This window comes from Corallococcus sp. 4LFB (assembly GCF_046520365.1).
In the GTDB taxonomy this organism is placed as follows: domain Bacteria; phylum Myxococcota; class Myxococcia; order Myxococcales; family Myxococcaceae; genus Corallococcus; species Corallococcus caeni.
Genome location: NZ_JBKGHJ010001143.1, coordinates 1 through 794, shown reverse-complemented (window position 1 = coordinate 794; position 794 = coordinate 1). Strand labels below are relative to the sequence as shown.

Here is a 794-nt window from a genome sequence, read left to right as displayed (position 1 = left end):
GCCGCCGAGTACACGGGCCGGGGCAACAGCCGCAGCAGGCGCGGCTCCAGGTTGAGGCCCAGCAGCACGCCCCCCGTCCCCAGCCCCAGCGCCATCAGCGGGCGGAGCGAGTCCAGGTTGCGCGGGCTGAGCACGCCCAGCACGGACGGGCCCAGCAGGGCCCCGAAGATGAGGAACAGCAAGCCGCTGGCCGCCAGCTGCGCCAGCGCCGGGAAGCGGCCCGGAGCCAGGAGCGACCGGCTGGACGCGAGCAGCGACAACGCCGCGACGATGAGGAAGACGAGCAGCGCTTGCACGCAGCGTGCTTACACCCGCGCGCCCCCGCGCGTCATCAACGCCGGTGCGTGGGAGCCGCCATGACAGGCAGGGCCACCAGGCGGCCCATGGGCGGGTCGTCCGCGTCCATCTCCAGCTGCACGCGCTGGAGCATGCGGTCCATCTCCTCCCGCGGGAGCTCCGGCAGGACGCTCACGAGCACGACGCGGTCTTCGTCCGCGCCCAGCGCGAGGCTGCGCAGGCCGGCGAACACCGGCACCTCCGCGGACAGGGCCGCGGCGGCGCTGCGCGCCCGGATGACCAGCGGTTCCGGGATGCCGAACTCCCGGAGCCGGCGGATCGCCCGCTCGGTCGTCTCCACCTGCTCGAGGAACGTGATGACCAGGTACACGCGGCCGTCATACCGGAAGACCGCGCATCCTGTCCCCCGTTACTCGTTGCCACCCGGCTGAGGCGGGCTCCTCCGGCGTGGCGGCCGGAGCGGCGGTGCCCTCGGCGCGGCGCGGCCCCGGCCTGGG

1 protein-coding gene and 1 pseudogene are annotated in these 794 nt (G+C 74.7%); both read right to left on the bottom strand.

From position 1 onward, the window contains the following. Window positions 1-296 (bottom strand): annotated as a pseudogene (locus tag ACLEQD_RS44600) (sodium:proton exchanger); the annotation flags it as partial. Window positions 297-331: 35 nt separating this feature from the next. Further along, window positions 332-667, bottom strand: a complete 336-nt coding sequence (locus ACLEQD_RS44595) for a hypothetical protein (protein ID WP_410391953.1) — start codon at window positions 665-667, stop codon at window positions 332-334. Between the last annotated feature and the right edge of the window lie 127 nt (window positions 668-794).